Origin of the sequence: Lujinxingia litoralis, assembly GCF_003260125.1 — a bacterium.
Lineage (GTDB): Bacteria > Myxococcota_A > Bradymonadia > Bradymonadales > Bradymonadaceae > Lujinxingia > Lujinxingia litoralis.
Genome location: NZ_QHKO01000007.1, coordinates 189,163 through 207,968, shown reverse-complemented (window position 1 = coordinate 207,968; position 18,806 = coordinate 189,163). Strand labels below are relative to the sequence as shown.

Below are 18,806 nucleotides of genomic sequence, written 5' to 3'. Positions count from 1 at the left end.
GCCCACCCTCCTTATGTTCTTCCCACCTCTTTCTCGATGCGGTCCTCTTGCCGGAGCCTAAGGTCATGATTCAAAAAGATCTCGAAATCGCCCTCTTCGCGGCGGTCCGTGAGGCCAAGCAGCGTCGCCACGAGTATTTGACCCTGGAGCACCTGCTCTACGTCTTGTGCTACGACGAGACCACCCGCCGCATCCTGCGTCAGGTCGGCGTCGACATCGACCGCCTCACCGGCGATCTCGACGGCTTCCTCGACGAGAACCTCGACAAGCTCCCGGCCGAATTTAACGCCGAGCCGGTCCAGACAGTCGCCTTCCAGCGGGTGATGCAGCGCGCGATCATGCATGTGCGCTCCTCGGGCCAGACCGAGGTCAACGGCGGCAACGTCCTGGTGGCCCTGTTCAGCGAGCCCGACAGCCACGCGGTCTTCTTTCTGGAGAACCAGAACGTCAGCCGCCTGGATGTGGTCAGCTACATCAGCCACGGGGTCAGCCGCCTGGACGACGAGGAGCGCCCTGGGAGCTTCGATGAAGAGCCCGAGTGGGATGATTCCCCCCCCCGCATGGAGGAGGAAGAAGACGGCGAAGGGGTGCAGAACCCGCTGGAGAACTACTGCACCAATCTGGTGGAGCGCGCGCGACGCGGGCGCATCGATCCGCTGATCGGACGCGACTCCGAGATCGAGCGCACCGTCCAGGTGCTCTGCCGCCGGCGTAAGAACAACCCGGTCTTTGTGGGCGACCCGGGCGTGGGCAAGACCGCGGTGGCCGAAGGCCTGGCCCGACGCATCGCCCACGGTCAGGTGCCCTCGGTGCTCGACGATGCCGAGATCTGGTCCCTGGATCTGGGCGGGCTGCTGGCCGGCACCAAGTTCCGCGGCCAGTTTGAGCAGCGTCTCAAGGCGGTGATCAAAGCCCTGCAGAAGCGCAAAAACGCCATCCTCTTCATCGATGAGATTCACACCATTGTGGGCGCCGGCGCCACCAGCGGCTCGACCATGGACGCCTCCAACATCCTTAAGCCCGCCCTGGGCGACGGCTCGTTGCGCTGCATCGGCTCCACCACCCATGAGGAGTTCCGCAAAAGTTTTGATCGCGATCGCGCCCTGGCCCGACGCTTCCAGAAGATCGACGTGATCGAGCCCTCCGTGGAGGAGACCCGCGAGATTCTGCGCGGACTCAAGCGCCACTACGAAGCCTTCCACGACGTGGTCTACACCGATGAGGCCATTGACCTGGCCGCCGACCTGGCCGCCAAGCACATCACCGAACGCGCGCTGCCCGACAAAGCCATCGACGTGATCGACGAGGCCGGCGCCCGCCACCGCATCCACCGCGCCGAGCTACCCACCAATATCATCGACGCCGAACATATCGAGGACGTGGTCGCCAAGATCGCACGTATCCCTCAGCTCAAGGTCCAGGGCAGCGAAAAGGATCGCCTCCATCAACTACGCACTGCACTCAAGGAGACGGTCTACGGCCAGGACGACGCCATCGACGCGGTGGTCACTGCCGTCAAGATGAGCCGGGCCGGTCTCACCCGACCCGACAAGCCGGTGGGAAGTTTCGTCTTCGCCGGCCCCACCGGGGTGGGCAAAACCGAGGTGGCCCGTCAGCTGGCCACCGCCCTGGGCATCGGCTTTGTGCGCTTTGACATGAGCGAATACATGGAGCGCCACGCCGTCAGCCGCCTGATCGGCGCCCCTCCCGGGTACGTGGGCTACGACCAGGGCGGGCTGCTCACCGAAGCCATTCGCAAAACCCCGCACGCGGTGCTCCTGCTCGACGAGATCGAGAAGGCCCACCCTGATATCTTCAACGTGCTCTTGCAGGTGATGGATAACGCCAAGCTCACCGATAACAACGGGCGCGAGGCCGACTTCCGCAACGTCATCCTGATCATGACCTCCAACGCCGGCGCGCACGAGATGGCCCAGAACGTGGTGGGATTCAACCAGCGCATTGATGTCTCGAGGGGCAACAAAGCCCTGGAGAAGACCTTCGCGCCAGAGTTCCGCAACCGTCTGGACAACGTAATCGTCTTCCAACCCCTGCCTCAGAGTGTGATCGTGCGGGTGGTCGATAAATTTATCGACGAGCTGGAGTTCCAGCTCAGCGACCGCAATGTGCGTGTCACCCTGGATGATGACGCCCGCATCTGGCTGGCCGAGCGAGGCTACGATGAAAAACTGGGAGCGCGTCCGCTGGCACGCGTGATTCAGGAACATATCAAGCAGCCCCTGGCCGAAGAGATTCTCTTCGGCGCGCTCCAACAGGGTGGCGAAGCCCAGATTGGCGTGAAGGACGGGGTCTTGAGCTTCGAATTCTTCCCCGACAACGTCGCCGAAGCAGCCCTGGCCAACGAAAGCAACTGATGGGCCAGCCCTGATCTTCGAGCTGCGAAACATCCCCGAAGCGCCGCGCTCCGACTGCCCCTCGCCGGGACGAGAGCGCGGCGCTCCGCTTTGACTGCCCTCCCCTGATTCCCACGCGACTTTTATGACCACCGCCGTACGCGCCCCCAGCAAACTCTTTCTCTTTGGCGAGTACGCCGTACTGGCCGGTGGCCGTAGCCTGGTGGTGGCCACCGAGCGGGCCGTACAGGCCAGCCTCCACCCCGAACAGACCTCCTACCGGGTTGAGGGCGCCGCGCTCTCATCGGCGCTCGCCCTGCCTCGCGCCGCGCTGGCCGCCCTGGGGCGGCCGGACGATGCATCGACCCTCGCACGGCTTCGCCTGGACGTCCGCGAGCTCTACGAACGCAACCAGAAACTCGGCCTGGGCTCCTCGGCCGCCTCCACCGTCGCCATCATCAAAGCGCTGGCCCCGGAACTCACACCGGCCCAGACCTTCGAGATCGCCCACCGCGCCCATCGCAATCTCCAGGGCGGCAAAGGCAGCGGCGCCGATGTCGCCGCCAGCGCCTTCGGCGGCACGCTGAGCTATCGCCTGACCCGAGCACAACTTCCGGACCCGGGTGCCCATCTGAGCGTCGCGCCCCGCGATGGCGAACACCTCATCGCCGACGCCGCGATCCTCGCCGGCCTCACCTTGCCCGACGACCTCGGCCTGATCGCCGTCTGGACCGGCGCGCCGGCATCCTCCGTCTCGTTTATCCGTGGCCTCAATGCGGCACTGGCGCACAACCTCCCCCTCATTGCCGCCACCCTCAAAAGCATCGCCACCCAGGCTGAGCGCGCACTCGACGCGACTCTGAACAACGACACCCACCGGTGGCTCGACGCCTTTCAGCAAGCCGACCACGCGATGGAAACCCTCGGCGCGCACTGCGACCTGCCCATTATCACCCCGGCCCACCGCGCCCTCCGCGAGCAGGCCCTGAACCTCGGCGCGTATGCCAAACCCTCAGGCGCTGGCGGCGGCGATTTTTCGCTCGTGGCCTGGCACCGAGAGCAGGCCACGCCGAGGGCTCTCTTCCAGGATCGCATCACGCTGGCGTTGAACGAATGACCAGCAAGACCCCACCTCACACTGGGCCCATTGCCCTGACATGACAGGTAGCTCAAGAACCGGGAGTCACCCCGCATCCCCGAAAGGGCGCCCTCTTTCAAGAATCGGAGGTCCTCTATATACGAACTTCCGGACCTGAAAGGCGACGCCAAAAACCCTCCCAACCTCTTGAAACCAAAGACCTTTCAAGAACCGGGAGTCACCCCGCGCAAGAACCGGGAGTCACCCCGCGCAAGAACCGGGAGTCACCCCCGACGCGGTCAAAATCCCCCTCCAGACGTCAAAAAACCGCCGGCATATGCCGGCGGTTTTTTCATGCGTACGACGTACAACCCGAGCTGATTTCCCCGGCGGCCACCTGCGCTCCCCGAGGAAAATGCCCAGCTCAGTTGTCGGTGAACATCGCCCGCAGGTACTCACGCTTCATCGTCGCGATATTATCCAGCGAGATTTCCTTGGGACAGGCCGCCTCGCACTCGCCGATGTTCGAGCAGTTGCCAAACCCTTCGGCGTCCATCTGGTCGACCATCGCGCGCACACGACGCCCGCGCTCGGGCGCGCCCTGCGGCATCAGCGCCAGCTGGGTGATTTTGGCGCCGGTGAAGAGCGACGCCGACGCATTGGGGCAAGCTGCCACGCAGGCGCCACACCCGATGCAAGCCGCCGAATCAAAGGCCTTATCCGAGAGATCCTTGCCGATCTTCACAGCATTGGCATCGGGCTTCGGTCCGGTGTTCACCGAAACGTATCCGCCGGCCGAAATGATGCGGTCAAACGCCCCGCGATCCACCACCAGATCCCGGATCACCGGGAAGGCTTCGGCGCGCCAGGGCTCAATGACGATCGTCTCGCCATCGCGGAAGCTGCGCATGTGAAGCTGGCACACCGTCGTGCCGCGCTCCAGCCCGTGGGCCTGGCCGTTGACCACGCAACCACAGGTTCCGCAGATCCCTTCGCGGCAGTCGTTATCAAACTCAATGGGCATCTCCCCCTTCTTGATGAGGTCTTCGTTGACCACATCCAGCATCTCCAAAAAGGACATGTGGGGGTTGATCTCGGCGGAGTAAGACTCAAATCGCCCCTCGACGTCAGGGCCCGCCTGTCTCCACACCTTCAGGTGTACGGTCATCGTATTGTCGTGCATCGTTACTCCTTGCTGCGCGTCCAGGGCGCGTGTGGGCCGCTCGTCAGCGGCGCCTCAATCGGCGCCGCCTCGACCTGCCGCCAGGCGACTTACTTGTAGCTGCGGGTGCTCAGCTCCACGTTCTCAAACTCCAGCGACTCCTTGATCAACTCAGGAGCGGCGTCGCCGCCCTTGTAAGCCCAGGCCGCCACGTAGCAGAAGTTCTCATCGTCGCGCTTGGCCTCACCCTCAGGGGTCTGGTGGTCTTCGCGGAAGTGCCCGCCGCACGACTCATCACGGTTCAACGCGTCTTTGGCCATCAGCTCGGCCAGCTCCAGGAAGTCGGCCAGACGGCCGGCGACCTCGAGCATCTTGTTGAACTCGTCGCCGCTTCCCGGAATCTTGACGTTGGTCCAGAACTCCTCGCGCAGCTTCTGAATCTTGCCGATGGCCTCTTTAAGCCCTTCCGGAGTACGGCTCATGCCGACCTGGTCGTACATGATTTCGCCAAGGTCCCGGTAGATCTCGATGACCGTGCGATTGCCCTTCTTACCCACCTCCAGCATCTTCTGGATGTACGCCGTGACCTCTTCTTCGGTCTGCTCAAACGCGGCGTGATCGGTGCTGACCGGCTCCACCTTGTGGTTGGCCAGGTAGTTCCCCACCGAGAAGGGCACCACGAAGTAGCCGTCGGCCAGCCCCTGCATCAGGGCGCTGGCGCCCAGGCGGTTGGCACCGTGATCTGAGAAGTTGGCCTCCCCGGCCACGAAGAGCCCCGGGATGGTACTCATCAGCTCGTAATCCACCCACAGACCACCCATGGTGTAGTGGACCGCCGGGTAAATGCGCATCGGCGCTTCGTAGGGGTTTTCGCCGGTGATCTTCTCATACATATGGAAGAGGTTACCGTACTTATCGGCGATGGCATCGCGGCCCTGATTCTTGATCGCGTCGCGGAAATCCAGGTAAACCGCGCGTCCCGTCGCGCCCACGCCCCGCCCTTCATCGCAGACGTACTTGGCGTTTCGCGAGGCCACGTCGCGCGGCACCAGGTTGCCGAAGCTCGGGTACTTGCGCTCCAGATAATAGTCGCGCTTCTCTTCCGGGATCTCGTTGGGCGGCGTCTTCACATCCGCCTTATCTTTGGGAACCCAGACGCGCCCGTCGTTGCGCAGACTCTCGCTCATCAGCGTGAGCTTCGACTGGTAGTCGCCCGACTGCGGAATGCAGGTCGGGTGAATCTGCACGTAGCAGGGGTTGGCAAAGTGCGCGCCGCGCTTGTAGCAGCGCCAGGCCGCCGTACCGTTGGAGTTAAAGGCGTTGGTCGACAGGAAGTAGACGCGCCCGTAACCCCCGGTGCACAGCACCACGGCGTCGGCCTGGTGACGCTCCAGCTCGCCAGTGATCAGGTTACGCGTGATGATCCCACGGGCTTTGCCGTCGATCACCACCAGGTCAAGCATCTCGCGGCGCGGGTACATCGTCACCGAACCCGAGTCGACCTGCCGCATCAGCGCCTGGTAGGCCCCCAGCAGAAGCTGCTGACCGGTCTGACCGCGCGCATAAAAGGTACGCGAGACCTGCGCGCCCCCGAAGGAGCGGTTGGCCAGCTCTCCGCCGTACTCGCGGGCAAAGGGCACGCCCTGCGCCACGGCCTGGTCGATGATGCTGTTGCTGACTTCGGCCAGACGGTGAACGTTGGCCTCACGACTGCGGAAGTCGCCACCCTTGATCGTGTCGTAGAAGAGTCGCCAGACGCTGTCCCCATCGTTGGGGTAGTTTTTGGCGGCGTTGATCCCTCCCTGCGCCGCGATGGAGTGCGCGCGACGCGGCGAGTCGGTGATGCAGAAGGCGTCCACATGGTAGCCGAGCTCGCCAAGGGAGGCCGCTGCCGACGCCCCGGCCAGACCGGTGCCGACCACGATGATCTTCTGCTTACGCTTGTTGTTCGGCGCCACGAGCTTCATCTCGTGCAGGCGCTTGCTCCACTTCTCGGCCAGGGGCCCTTCGGGAACTCGTGAGTCTAGCGTCGTCATTTCAACCTCCAAACATGTACAGAAAGACCGGAATCCCCAGGAAGCCCGCCGCCAGCACCACCGCGATCGTCAGCCCCAGCGCGTAGATCCCCTTGGACCACTGCGGCTTCATCGCCCCCAGAGACTGGAACGCACTCCAGAACCCGTGGCGCAGGTGAAAGCCCAAAAAGAGCATCGCGATGACGTAAAACGCCACCCAGAGCGGGTTCTGGAACTCTGTGGCCACAAGGCCGTAGAGGTCCCCGTACGCTTTGCCGTCGATGGTCATCGTGGCGTCGGTAAACATCTTCTGAATTCGGAAGTGCCACAGGTGCACCACCAAAAAGATGCCCAGGACCACCCCGGTGATGATCATGTTGCGGGAGGCCGGGTTCAGATTGCTGGGCCCGCCCTTGGTCACCACTCCCGTTTCGTAGTTATTGGCGCGGGCGCCCTTATTACGAAGCGTGGTGGTTACCCCCCAGGTGATGTGCAACGCGATCACACCCAGAAGCCCCAGCTCAATCACATACAAAAAGGGCCCGAGCGCGGCGAACTTCGAGGCGTAGATGTTAAACGCCTCCCCACCGTCGGGCACATAGAGCGTGAGGTTTCCAAGCAAGTGCACGATCACAAAGAGCACAAGCGCGATGCCCGAAATGGACATCACGAACTTGCGCCCGATCGACGAATTCAGGGCCTTCTTCAATGGTATCATGAAAACAACTCCGAGGGTTCGGCCGACCACCTCTGCCGCGCAAAACCTGCGCCACATCGACCGATGAGGGGGCCTGGCCCGCTGCCAGTGTTGGCGCGTTCCTTAGCATGATTGACGCGCCCTTAAAAGACCGTCACCGGCTCAAGGTGCGCCTCGCGCGTCATTCTGGCAAGCTCCGCTTTGAAAACGTCCGCGAATCCGCGCCTGACACAGGGCGAACACCTTGGCAGCCCGGCTATTCCCCTATGTTTCAAAGTCCCCTCACGCTCGTCCTGGGGTGGCATCCGCCCGGCCGACACTTTCGCCTGATGACCGCCCTCTACGCCTTCGCTGGCGCCTGCCATCTCTGGCTCGCCGACGCCTGGGTGCCCGAATGGTTTTGGGGGAACATCCTGTTTTTGCTCGGCATCTGTGCGCTCCCCTTCATGCCCTCGACCCCGGCCTGGACGCTCTGCGCGCTGGGCAAAGCACTGCCCCTCTTACTGGGACGCGACCACCTCAATCAGTCGCTTCTCCTGATGCTTATTGCCCTGGCCGCCGCACTGACCTGCCTGACCGGCGGGCTGCGCGCCAGCCGCCAGACCACCCACGAACTGGAGCCCGGCGACCGCGACCCCAATCCTCCCGACTCCCCGGCGCTCGTCGAAGCCTTCTGGCTCTACCTTCGCGGGCTCACCGTGGCGGTCTACGCGCTCTCGGCCTTCCACAAACTCAACCGCGACTTTCTCTCTCCTCCCATCAGCTGCGGGTCGTACGGTGTCGACAAGCTGCTGAACTACTACCAGCTCAGCCCCGCCGCGTTGCCCGGCGTGGAGACGCTTCGCACGCTCGCGCCATTTCTGGTGCTAGGCGCCGAGTTCGGAGTGGCGCTTCTCTACCTGGGGGGGCGACGCAAGGGCGCGCTCCTGCTGGCCCTGGCCTTTCATATCCCCCTGACCCTGACGATGGCGCCGGCCTTTGCCTTCGTGATGCTCATCGGTCACAGCGCGTTTTTAACCCGCCAGGATCTTCACGCCTTTAGGAAGAGCGCTCGCCGGCACCGCCGGGTGCTTCTCATGGCAACCACGGCGCTGTGCGCAATCAGCCTGGTGGCCCATGGCCAGCTCCCGGCGCTGTCCTTGATCCCACGGGAGGCCCTGCTCTGGGGCCTCCTGATCTGGGTGGGGCTCACACCGCTGCCGCCGCGCCCCTGCTGGCGCCGGCGCCCCAAGACGCCCGCCCTCACCTCCCGGGCACCTCGACTCCTCGCCACCCTGGCGCTGATGCTCTTTGTGGCTCACGCCCTGACCCCCTACCTGGGCCTGCGCTTTCAGCACACCGCGGCGATGGTCAGCAATCTGCGCATTGATGATGGCTGCTGGAACCACCTGCTGATCCCGGAGTCCTGGCGCATGCGCGAGGACTACATCCGGATAAACCGCACCTACTTCCGACACCCGGGCTTTCTCACCGAATACGAAGACAAAGTCCTCGACCAGCTCTGGAACACCACCCAGGTGCGTCAGATGCGCCGTAACTGGTGCCGCGAAGAACTACATCCTTTCTATCTGGAAGGCACCTTTCGCTCCGAGCCCTTTGTCATCGAAGACCTCTGTGCCGAAGAACTCTCCTGGCCCTTTGAAGCCGCCGGTGTCTTTGGGCCAGAGATCTTCAAAGATCACCTGCGCTTCCAGCGCAACCTCCCTCGCACCTGCCCGGCCACCTGCATTCATTAAGGCAGCCAGGACCATTTCAGGCTCACTCCCCGAGCTCCAGCGCCGGCAACATCACCTCGGCGGCCGGCTCGCGCAAGTTGTAGCGTGAGCTCATCGCGCGACCATATGAACCGGCATTGGCCAGCAGCAGCACGTCTCCCTCGGCACAGCGCGGCAACCAGCGCGCGTGACCCAACACGTCGCCGCTCTCACAGATGGGGCCCACGATCTCCGCCTCAACCTCAGGCGCTTCGCCCTGACGGGTGAGGTTCACGATGGCGTGATAGGCCCCGTAGAGCGCGGGGCGAATCAACGAATTCATGCCCGTCTCCAGCCCCACATAGTGATAGGCTCCCTTGGTTTTAAGCTGGGTGACCCGGGCCAACAGCACACCGGCCTCCGAGACCAGAAAACGCCCCGGCTCCAGCCAGAGTTCCAGCGTCGGGTGGGCCTTTTTGAACTCCGCCAGCGAGGCATCGACCGCTCCCAGGTCGAGCGCCTCCTGGCCGGGGCGCTCCGGCACCCCCAGGCCGCCCCCCAGGTTAAGCCAACGCACGTCGGGAAAATGCGCGCGACACTGCGCCAAAAACACCGCCGTCGACGACCAGGTCCCGGCCCGGCGCACCCCGCTCCCCACGTGCGCGTGCAGGCCCACCACCTTCAGATTGATTTGCTCTGCCAACTCGGCCAGGCGCGGCAACTCCTCGACACTGACGCCGAACTTCGACTTCGGACCGGCCGTGCGCACGTAACGATGATGCCCGGCGCCCTGCCCCGGGTCGACCCGCACCAGCACCTCGCGCCCCTCAAAGACCTCGGGCCAGGCCTCCAGCGGATAGAGGTTATCCAGGGTCACCATCGCCCCGGCCTCAAAGCCCTGCTCGTACTCCCGACGCGGTGCGAAGTTGGGCGTAAAGAGCAGACGCCCCGTCTCCAGCTGCGGGAAAAGTTCACGAATGTGCGCGACCTCCCCGGGACTCACGCACTCAAACCCCAGGCCCCGGGCCTCCAGCAGACGCAAGATCTCGGGGTTCGGGTTGGCCTTGATGGCAAAAAACACCCGGTCGATCGACGCCATCGAAGTCAAACGCGCCGCCTGAGTACGGAGGGTTTCGGGGCTGTAGGCGTAGGTCGCCCCCTGCTCGGCCAGCTTCAAGAGTTCATCGCGCCGGCCTCGCCACCAGGCGTCCGCAAAAGGCGCCTGCGGCAAGACCCGACCGCTGAGCTCTTCCCAGCTGGGACCAAAGAGCGCGTCGGGCCCCTGCTCCCCGAAGAGCAGCTGATGGAGGCGGCTCACCAGGCGATCGGCCTGCGCCTCATCAACCACAAAGCTCAGGTTGAGATCACTGGCCGACTGCGAGACCAGATAGATCTGCTGCTCCTCAAAGACGTTGAGCGCTGGAGCCAGCTGGCTGAGGATCGAGCGCACCTGCCTGCCCACCAGGCTGACCACCGCGCAGCCCTCGACGATACGAGCCTTGCAGGTGCGTCCCAGATCGCGCTGCAACCTGGCCAGGGCCGCCGGGTCCAGGGCGTTGGCCATCGGATCCAGCGTCACGCTGACCTCCGACTCCGAGGTGGCCACCATATCAATGGAGAGCCCGTGCTCCTTAAACACCGCAAAGGTATCGGCCAAAAAGCCGACCTGCTGCCACATCCCCAGGGTCTCCATCGAGATGACGGTCACGCCGTGTTTGGCCGAGACCGCCTTGACCTGAGGCCCCTGACCAACAGCCTGGGCCGCGATCACCGTGCCCTCCTGGCGCGGCTCGGGAGTGCAGCGGATGTGCAGCGCGATGTTATGCTCGCGCACCGGCCCCAGGCAGCGCGGGTGAAGCACCCGCGCGCCCATCGTGGCGAGCTCCTGAGCCTCGGCATAATCCAGACGTTTGAGCAGACGCGCCGTAGCCACCTGACGGGGATTGGCCGAGAACATCCCGGGCACATCCGTCCAGATCTCCAGACGTTCGGCCTGCAACGCCGCTGCCAGATAGGCCGCCGAGGTATCGCTGCCGCCACGCCCCAGCAGCACCGACTCCCCCGCGTCATTGCTGGCAATAAACCCCTGCGTCATCACCACCCGCTCGGAGGCACCGGCCAGACGCGCCTGAAGCTCCCGGTCGATGGACGCCTCACAGGCCGCCGAAAGATAACGACGGCGCAGTGAAGCATGGGGCTCGGCCACCGTGCGCAGCAGAGTGCGCGCATCCATCCAGCGCACCTCTTTGAGCAGCCCTCCCACAAAGGCCGCTCCCAGCCGCGTCGACATCAACTCGCCACACGACAGAATCTGCGCTTGCACCCGCGGACTCACCTCCCCGACCAGCGACGCCCCCAGCGCCAGACGCTCCAACGCCGAAAACTCCTCGTGCAGCAGCAGTTCCGCATCGACACCGAGGTCATCTCCCAGGCGCAGGTGTTTTTGCACGATGGCCGCCAGAACCTCGTGATGAGCCCCCCGCGGAGCCTGAGCGATGATCTCTTCGAGCTGGTTTGTCACCCCGCTGAGCGCCGAGCAAACCACCATCACCCTCCCCGTCGCCTCCTCGGTCAGGCGCTCCGAGATCACCTCGGCGATGGTCTCCCACCGCCCGCGGCTCGACACACTCGTGCCACCGAACTTTAACACCACCCACGAAGGGTTCGTCGCCATCGCTCGCTCGTCTCTTAACGGTCGACATTTCGATTGTGATTGCAGTGAGATAGCTCCCCACGAGCGTTATAGAGCCGGCCCCCGAAGATGTCGAGTCGACTCTCTCCCCTCCACCGCACAACGCGCCTCCCAGGCCGGTGCATGCCGGTGACTCATCCCGCTCCCCCGGCGTCCTGATATCCTCAGCTCCAACGAATGACCGATAGCCCCACCGCTTCCAACCACCGGAAGTCTCCCAGACAGGTCCGGGAGTCACCTCCACAACCTCTCTAAAAATCACTTTTCCCCCGACATTTCAGTACCTTGCAAGAACCGGGAGTCACCCCCGAGACTTACATTTCCCCTGACCTTTCGGCGTCTTGCAAGAACCGGGAGTCACCCCAGGACGAGAACCGGGAGTCGCCCCACAACGTGCATTTTCCCCTGACATTTCCGCAACTTGCAAGAACCGGGAGTCACCCCGAAACATGCATTTCCCCCTGACATTTCCGCAGCTTGCAAGAACCGGGAGTCACCCCGCAACATGCATTTTCCCCTGACATTTCCGCAACTTGCAAGAACCGGGAGTCACCCCGCAACATCATCGCGGCTGCGGCTCGCGCAGCGACCACACGCAACGAAAAGAGTGATTCGCCCGCCGCTCCTCCGGAGCATAGCGACCGCGGGTGGCACAGCGCAGCGCAAACGCCGGATGAGCAAATGACCCGCCGCGCAAGACTTTTTTGGTGCCCCGACGAGGTCCGCCCGGATCCCGGGGCGGCGCCTGGGAGTAGTAGTCCCCTTCATACCAGTCCCCCACCCACTCAAAAACGTTGCCGGCCATGTCTTCCACGCCGTAAGGGCTCCTGCCCGCCGGGCGCTCACCGCACACCCCCGGCGCCGGATTCTGACCATAGAGCGCGAGCTCCGGCACAGGTGGTGCATCCCCCCAGGGGTAGGTGCGACCGTCGGTGCCCCGAGCGGCTTTCTCCCATTCAGCCTCGGTGGGCAAGCGCTTGCCGGCCCACCGCGCGTAATCCCGAGCCTCGCGCCAGGTGACGTGCACCACCGGCAACTCCCCGGCTCCCCGGGGAGCGTTGAACTGAAACCACTCCGGATCGAGTTTACGACCGGTCGCGATGGCAAAGGCGTAGAATTGCGCGGCGCTCACCGGCGCGCGATCAATAAAGAACGCCGCGACCTCCACGCTGGCCGCGGGCATCTCCTCGCGACGCGCATCCGGATCATCTTCACGACTCCCGCGCACAAAGGGCCCACCCTCCACCGCGCACATCACCTCGGCCCCCAGTAAAGCGCGCACCCGGGCGACCGCCTCCAGAATCGTTCGAGGGTTGTCGAGCCGCCCCGGAGAATCTTCATCCAGAAGCCCCTCCAGCAGCTCCCGAAGCGCCCCCCGGGCATCCCCGCTTACCCGCTCTTTTAGCGCATCAAGCCCATCCGCGATCGCTCCCGCCCGACCATCGCCGCCGAGCATCCGCAGCAGGATGGCCCCGGCGGCCCGATAGTCCCCGCCGGGGCTCGGCGCGTCGGGCCCCAACCACACCCCGCTCAAACTCGCCCCCAGCCGTCCCTCCATCTGCTCGCAGATCAACACACGCGAGGGCTCCAGGCGCCCGTGACGAAACCCCGCGCCGTGCATCGCCCGCAGCCCCTCGATCAGGTCCTCAAAGAGTTGCAACGCGATCCACAAAGGCACCACGTCTTGCGTGACCAGCCACTCATCGAGACGAGCCCCGGGAGGCCAGTCGTAAATCACCCACACGCCCTCCTCGCCGCGTACCACCGCGCAGACCTCAAGCAACGCCGGGTGACGAAGCGCCTGGTATTCCGCCGCGTGAGCCCGCACCACCTCCTGCTCCCCCTCCGCACACGCATATCCCTGGAGCATCACCGGCCGCCGTCGCTCCACATCGTGGCCGGCCTGCCAGCGCTCCTTCCCCTGTCCGGCGCCCTGCCCGAGCACCGCCCACCGCTCCTGAAGCAACGTAGAGGTCGGCGTGCCCCGCACCGTCGCCGTGGTCACAACCTCCTCGCCAAGCGGCGCCTTACATCGCCGGCAGACCTGCTGCGTTGCCAGGTTCCTCGCCCCACACTGCGTGCAGATCACAGATGTCGTCATCTTCATCACTCCCGACGCTGGCTCACTGCTCGGTGACCACCGTCCACAATCACCCGGATGTATGAGTCGGCCCAACTTTCCTCGCCACCCGATCGCCGGTCAAGCCCAAACCCCGCCTCCGCCCCTGCAGACGTGACGCTACGCGTCAACATCAATCCTTGCCTCAGCAGGCTCGCCATCCCTATAAATGCGCACATACCTTAGCAGCGCTGCCCGAGATTCGGGCCGCTCTTCCCGCACGCTTCTTACGCCAAACGCCTGAGGAGAACGCCCGTGGACCTATTCGACTACGCCAACTCGCTTAACTTCGGCGAAGTTCACTTTAAGACCGACGCCGCCACCGGTCTGCAGGCCATCGTGGCCCTGCACAACCTCTCCCAGGGACCGGCCATCGGTGGCTGCCGGTTCATTGAATACCCCTCCACCGCCGAAGCTACCCGTGACGCCCTGCGCCTGGCCCGGGGGATGACCTACAAAGCCGCCATCAGCGGTCTCCCTCATGGCGGCGGCAAAGCCGTGATCATGCGCCCGGCCAACCTCCCCCCTGAAAAGCGCAAGCGTCTCTTTGAAGTGTTCGGAGAGTTTGTCGACTCCCTGGGCGGACGCTACATCACCGCCAAAGACAGCGGCACCACCGTCGAAGACATCAACACCATCCGCCGCCACACTCCCCATGCCCTGGGCGCCTCTCCCGAGCAGGGCGGCTCAGGCAACCCCTCCCCGGTGACGGCCTTCGGGGTGCGCCGCGGCATTGAGGCCGCCGCCCGCTTCAAACTGGGCCGCGAGAGCCTGGAGGGCGTCCACATCGCCATCCAGGGCCTGGGCGCGGTCGGCTCCGCGCTGGCCTACGACCTCCACCAGCTCGGCGCTCGCCTGAGCGTGGCAGACATCAATCCGGAAACCGTCACGCGCTGCGTGCGGGAACTGGACGCCACCGCGCTTGATGTGGATCAGATTCACGCCATCGACTGCGATATCTACGCGCCCTGCGCCCTGGGAGGAGCGATCAACGATACCACCCTGCCCCAGCTCCGCTGCCAGATCGTCGCCGGCGCGGCCAACAACCAGCTCTTAGAGGATCGCCACGGCCTGGAACTCCATAACCGAGGCATCCTCTACGCCCCGGACTACGCGATCAATGCCGGGGGCCTGATCAACGTGGCCCTGGAATACGTCGGCTACGATCGGGAGCGCGCCCTGGCCAAAACTTCCGAGATCTACGAGACCATGCTGGCCATTTTCGATCGCGCCAGCTCCGAAAACCTTCCCACCGACGTGGTCGCCGACCGGATCGTCGAAGAAAAAATCTTCGGCCAGGCGCTGCGTTAACCCGCAGCCCGGCACCGACACGCGCCACACGCTCGCCATCTTCCTGGCGAGCGTTTTTTCTTGCCCGCCCTTCGCCAGTGTGCTGCCCCTAAGCACGCCTTAAACCGACGACAGGCAAGGTAAATCGGATGCAGCTTGACAGTTTCCCCCGATTTAACCAATTCTGACCCCATTGCTCGGAGCCTTCCCCGGTACCTTACTGTCTTCAGTGGCGCCCTGACTCCGATCGTAGCTCGCGCCACGGTGTCGAGCGCCCCGACAACTCGCAATATTCACGCAGCACAGCTCAGACAAATCCAACATCAGGATGGAAGCCATGGCAATTTGGTGGCGATACCGCCTCGCGGTAATCAGCTTGGCACTCGCGTTTTCACTGACAACAGCCTGCGGCGGCGACGGTAACGTTCAAGAGCCCGACACGGACTGCGAAGGCGACAGCTGTGAAGAGCCCGACGTCGGCCCGGATGCCGACGAGTGCGATCCCAGCGTCGACGAGTGCTCCGACGTTCCCGACACCGATACCGAAACGGGAACCTGCTCGTCCGACGAGCAATGCTCGGCGGGCCGCTACTGCTATGATGGCTCCTGCGTCAGTGAGCAGTTCATCTGTACCCTGCTCAACTGCGCCGGTCAGCCTGGCGTCTGCGATCCGGAGCAACGTGCCTGTGTCAACGCCGAGATCTGCACCTCCGGTAACGAATGTCTGGCCGGTAACCTCTGTGTCGCCAACCGCTGTGAGCCGGAAGAGGACCTCTGCGCGAGCTGCTCGGAGAACGAGGAATGCGTCTACGACCGCAACAACCTCTCGGTGAGCTGCGTCGATCCGACGATCGTCTGCGATGCCGACGCCCGCTCCTGTGACGGCGACACCCTGGTGGTGTGCAACGCCGACGGTACCCAGGAGGCACGCATCAACTGCCGCGAAGGCTGTGATGGCGACGAACTTCGCTGCATCCTGCCCGAAGCTGACAGCTGCGCCGATGCCTACCAGGTCGCCGATGGCGACAGCTTTGAGATCGACTGGACCGAATTCTCCAACTACTACCAGCCCTCCCAGGAATCGGCCTGCGTGCCGGTCAACCGCCTCTTTAACACCTCCGGTGCCGATGTCTCGTTCAACGCTACGGTCGGCCCCGGGGAGCAGCTCACCGTCGAAATGACCTCGGCCGTGGACTACGGCGCGATCTACTTCCTGGAAGAGTGTGTCGATGTGGTCGAGAGCTGCGTGGACCCCACCGCTACCGACTTCATCCGCGGCGACGAAGAGTTTGTGCGCGCCTCGGCCTACACCAACGAAACCGACGCCCCGATCAACCTGATCGTCATCGTCGATACGGGCGTGGGTACGCTCAATAACCCGGCCACCATCAACTTCTCCATTGCCGAGCCCCTCTGCGAGCCCGACACTTACCAGTGTGCCGACGGACAGCGCGAAGTCTGCAATGCCTTCGGCAACGCCTACCGCCCGCTTCCCCTCTGCAACTTCGGCTGCGGTGAGACGCCGGAGACCTGCGCCGCGGCCCCCAACTCGGTCTGCTCCGCGGCCGTCGATCTGGAGGCCGAAGGGTTCACCTACGCCAGCACCATTGGCGACCTGGCCATCGACCCGGCGTTTGCCACCGATACCAGCAGCAACATTGTCTCCGATCAGTGCACCTTTGTTGGCGGTGGCAGCCGCACCGAAGCCCTCACCGGCGGCACCGGCTACTTCTCCCTCCACCTGGAGCAGGGCCAGCGCATGACCGCCACCCTGGCCAGCGATGAAAACATGGCGATGTGGATCGCCAGCGGCTGCCCCTTGCTGCCGGCCCCGGACAGCGAAGAAGAAGCCGTGCTCAACTGCCAGCGCGCCACCAACGCCACGGCCTCAGGCACCGAAATCCTCCAGTATGTGGCTGGCATCACCGGCGAGTTCATCCTGGTCGTGCAGGCGGAGTCCGACAGCGTCTCTGAGGGCGAGTTTGTGCTTGATGTCGCCATTGAAGACCCGGTCTGCGACGGCCTGGCCAACGGTGATGTCCTGGGCTGCTTCGATGCCGAGACCCTGGCCATCTGCAACGGCGACTTTGCCACCTACTACACCTGCGCCGGCGGCTGCGCGGACGGCGCCTGCGCCAACCCCACGGGCAACCGCTGCGTCGACGCCATCAACCTGGCCGCTGGCGAGTCGTATGAAGGTGACTTCGCTAATCTGAGCGCGACCTTTAACGCTCCCTCCAGCTGCTTCGAAGGCAACGCCCCTGCCGGCCGTGATGCTGTCTTTGCCGTGGAACTCGAAGCCAACGACATTCTGGAAGCGACCCTGGTGAGCGACGTCTTCGCCGGTGTCTACGTCCTCTCGAACTGCCCGGGTACCGATAGCATTGGTAGCTACTGCGTCGCCGGCACCTTAGAAGGCGACGGAGACCAGTACGTGGAGTACTTTGCTGCGGAAGCCGGCACCTACTATGTGGTCGTCGATGCCGGTACCACCGCCACCGAAAGCGGCACCTTCACGCTGAACCTCAACAAGCGTCAGGGCGTCTGTGCTCCCAGCAGCCAGTTCTGCGCCAACGACACCTTCCAGATCTGCTCGGAGACCGGCGACAGTATCATCGAGTCGACTCCCTGCCCCTTCGCCTGTACTCCGGACGGAACGCAGTGTGGTGGTCCCGAAATCGCCAACGGTACCTGCGACAACGCGCTGGAAATCACCGCTCCCACCACCATTTCCGACGTCTATGGCAAGAGCGGCGCGCCGCGCTTCTTCGCCGACTTCGTCCTCACCAACGAAGCCAGCTGCTACGGAGGCTCCGAAACCAACGGCAACGATGCCGTCTACCAGGTGACTTTGGCGCCGACACAGGGCTTGACGGCCAAACTCAACGCCGCCACTACCTCCGGTGCAACGCTCTACCTGCTTTCCACCTGTGACGAAACGCTCGTCGATGCCTCCTGCGTACAGTCCGATACCGGCGCTCGCGCCGAGTTGGACTACATCTCCGAAGCGGGCGGCACCTACTTCCTGGTCGTTGATCACACCAACGCCGCGCTGAGCAATGATGGCTTCACCATCGAGATCGACTTCTTCGATACGCCCTGCGATACGCTGAGCATTCAGCGCTGCATCAACGGCGGCTCGACCATCGAAATCTGCGATGAGCGCGGCAACCAGGAACTCACCGAGTGTGACTACGGCTGCAACACCGAGCTCAATGGCGAGGGCGAGACCGTAGCCTTCTGCCAGGATCGCCTGGGTGATACCTGTGACCGTCCGATCGAGGTCACGGGCGACGCCTACACCCACTCCGACTCGTTGAGCGGCTACGGCAGTGTTTACTCGCCCTACAACGACGCCACGAGCGCCAGCTGCACCGGCTGGCGCGGTGACGGTGGTGAAGTCGTCTTCTCCGTGCCTGCTTCCGTGGGCGATGAAATCACGGTGTCCATGACCAGCCAGTTCAACGCTGCTCTCTGGTTGACCCGCGGTTGCACCAACCCCTCGGTTGCCACTCAGAGCTGCCAGGCCGGTGCCGACGAGATCTTTGGTGCTGGCACCGAAACCTTCACGTTCACCGCTGCCGAAAACCGCACCTACTTCATCATGGCCGACAGCGTGGAGTACGGCTCCACCGGTACCTTTGAAGTTCAGATCGACATCGTTCGGGCCACGCCCTGATGACGACCTGAGGTAGGTCTCTCAGT

General features: G+C 63.9%; 10 protein-coding genes. 5 read left to right on the top strand and 5 right to left on the bottom strand.

Annotated elements, in window-relative coordinates; genetic code table 11:
* The first annotated feature begins 65 nt into the window (after positions 1–65).
* Both clpA and DL240_RS15040 read left to right on the top strand, forming a co-directional pair.
* A complete protein-coding gene (clpA, locus tag DL240_RS15045; protein ID WP_111730717.1) occupies positions 66–2,375 on the top strand; it encodes an ATP-dependent Clp protease ATP-binding subunit ClpA in 2,310 nt (769 codons plus the stop codon).
* A 124-nt stretch (positions 2,376–2,499) separates the two neighbouring features.
* Positions 2,500–3,471, top strand: a complete 972-nt coding sequence (locus DL240_RS15040) for a mevalonate kinase family protein (protein ID WP_111730716.1) — start codon at positions 2,500–2,502, stop codon at positions 3,469–3,471.
* Positions 3,472–3,856: 385 nt separating this feature from the next.
* Here the strand turns inward: DL240_RS15040 and DL240_RS15035 are convergent, their stop codons facing one another.
* The 3 genes from DL240_RS15035 to DL240_RS15025 form a co-directional block, all read right to left on the bottom strand.
* Positions 3,857–4,615, bottom strand: coding sequence for a succinate dehydrogenase/fumarate reductase iron-sulfur subunit (locus tag DL240_RS15035; protein ID WP_233497076.1), 759 nt, complete (start codon positions 4,613–4,615; stop codon positions 3,857–3,859).
* 89 nt (positions 4,616–4,704) lie between these two features.
* A complete protein-coding gene (locus tag DL240_RS15030; protein WP_111730715.1) occupies positions 4,705–6,630 on the bottom strand; it encodes a fumarate reductase/succinate dehydrogenase flavoprotein subunit in 1,926 nt (641 codons plus the stop codon).
* 1 nt (position 6,631) lies between these two features.
* Positions 6,632–7,327 (bottom strand): succinate dehydrogenase cytochrome b subunit, encoded by a 696-nt coding sequence (locus tag DL240_RS15025; protein WP_158542609.1) that lies wholly within the window; start codon positions 7,325–7,327, stop codon positions 6,632–6,634.
* 245 nt (positions 7,328–7,572) lie between these two features.
* Between DL240_RS15025 and DL240_RS15020 the strand changes: the two genes are divergently transcribed.
* Positions 7,573–9,042, top strand: coding sequence for a hypothetical protein (locus tag DL240_RS15020; RefSeq protein WP_111730713.1), 1,470 nt, complete (start codon positions 7,573–7,575; stop codon positions 9,040–9,042).
* Between the two features lie 22 nt (positions 9,043–9,064).
* Here DL240_RS15020 and DL240_RS15015 read toward each other — a convergent pair whose 3' ends face one another.
* The gene (locus DL240_RS15015; RefSeq protein ID WP_111730712.1) at positions 9,065–11,674 is read right to left on the bottom strand and encodes a bifunctional aspartate kinase/diaminopimelate decarboxylase; all 2,610 of its coding nucleotides are present in this window, start codon (positions 11,672–11,674) and stop codon (positions 9,065–9,067) included.
* 580 nt (positions 11,675–12,254) lie between these two features.
* Positions 12,255–13,793, bottom strand: a complete 1,539-nt coding sequence (locus DL240_RS15010; RefSeq protein ID WP_146618326.1) for an SUMF1/EgtB/PvdO family nonheme iron enzyme — start codon at positions 13,791–13,793, stop codon at positions 12,255–12,257.
* 273 nt (positions 13,794–14,066) lie between these two features.
* Here DL240_RS15010 and DL240_RS15005 point away from each other — a divergent pair, with 273 nt between their 5' ends.
* Together DL240_RS15005 and DL240_RS15000 are read left to right on the top strand one after the other, a co-directional pair.
* Positions 14,067–15,122, top strand: a complete 1,056-nt coding sequence (locus tag DL240_RS15005) for a Glu/Leu/Phe/Val dehydrogenase family protein (protein WP_199589833.1) — start codon at positions 14,067–14,069, stop codon at positions 15,120–15,122.
* A 355-nt stretch (positions 15,123–15,477) separates the two neighbouring features.
* On the top strand, positions 15,478–18,780 hold the full coding sequence (locus DL240_RS15000) for a dickkopf-related protein (protein ID WP_146618325.1): 3,303 nt from the start codon (positions 15,478–15,480) through the stop codon (positions 18,778–18,780).
* Positions 18,781–18,806 lie beyond the last annotated feature (26 nt).